Source organism: Frankia sp. CoWAU3 (assembly GCF_977971855.1).
The window spans coordinates 5,971-7,200 of the sequence record NZ_CDWWXB010000045.1 but is presented as its reverse complement, the minus strand read 5'-3'; the positions used below and the strand labels follow the sequence as shown (position 1 = coordinate 7,200).

General features: G+C 72.6%; 2 protein-coding genes. One reads left to right on the top strand and one right to left on the bottom strand.

The features are described from left to right. A partial coding sequence (locus AC08ON_RS06760) for a type 1 periplasmic-binding domain-containing protein (protein ID WP_476616641.1) occupies positions 1 to 613 on the bottom strand: 613 nt, incomplete at its 3' end. A 124-nt stretch (positions 614 to 737) separates the two neighbouring features. Here AC08ON_RS06760 and AC08ON_RS06755 point away from each other — a divergent pair. Further along, on the top strand, positions 738 to 1,230 hold a 493-nt coding region (locus AC08ON_RS06755), incomplete at its 3' end, for a TatD family hydrolase (protein WP_476616640.1).

Genomic DNA, 1,230 nt, shown 5'->3' with positions numbered 1-1,230 from the left:
GGCGCAGCAGGATGTTCGCCGCCGCCAGCTCGTCGTCCGGGCCGGCGTGGACGATGAGGATGTCGCCCGGGGGCAGCCGGGTCGCGGCGAGGGCGGCCTTGCCCGGGGGGAAGACGTGCGAGGCCACCTCGAACGACTGCGCCACCGCGGCGGCCTTCGTCACCGATGTGATCTCGACGGCGGTGTCCCCGGAGGCGAGCAGGACGACCTTGCGGGCCCGTCGATCGGCCGCCCGTACGGCGGCGAGGACCCCGCGCGGCCAGGTCGAGGTGGCCGCGGCGATGTTCACGACGTTCGGGAACGCCTGCCGGACGAAGCGCGTGGACGGGGCGCCGGTGTTGAAGACCACCCGGTCCGTCGAGGCGCAGGCCGCGAGTGCCGCCCGGTGGCCGTAGGGTCCGAGCAGGGCATCCGGCCCAGCGGCCACCGCGGCGCGCATGGCGGCGGCCGAATCGGGATACGCGTCGTAGGCGGTGAGACTCACCTCGTCCCAGGGCAGTGGGAGGCGTTCGTCACGCGCCCACAGGGTGACCCCTCGTAGCCCGGCGAGGCCTTGGGCGGCATCGGGACCGGTCAGCGGGGTGACCAGGGCAACGGTCAACGGTGTCGTCATCGCGTGGGGTCCTTGCGCTTGCTCACCCGATTAGCGTCCCATGCCGGGTTGTCTGGCACACCCGGCGGCGGTCGTAGACTTCAGACCTCAGGAAACGAAGGGCGGGCACGAGAGGGCGGGTGAGGTGGCGCGAAACTCTGGCCGGTCGGGTGATCCGCCGCCACCGCCGGACCCTCTTCCCGTGGCCGTGGTCGACAGCCACTGTCATCTCGACCTGATGGGCACCGAAGTTCCGGCGGCGATCGCGGCGGCCCGGGCGGTCGGTGTCACGCGGGCCGTCACCGTCGGCATCGACCTGCCCACCAGCAGATGGCAGGCCGAGGTTGCCGCGGCGCATCCGGAGATCTACGCCGCCGTCGCGATTCATCCCAACGAGGCGGCCCGGGGGGTCACCGAGGAGACGTTCGCCGCCATCGCCGCGTTGGCCCGCGCCGATCGCGTGCGCGCGGTCGGCGAGACGGGTCTGGACTACTTCCGCACCCCACCCGAGGCGCATGCCGCGCAGCAGGAGAGCTTCCGGCGCCACATCGCGATCGCCAAGGAGACCGGCCGGACGCTGATGATCCACGACCGGGACGCCCACGACGACACGCTGCGTATCCTCGCCGAGGAGGGCG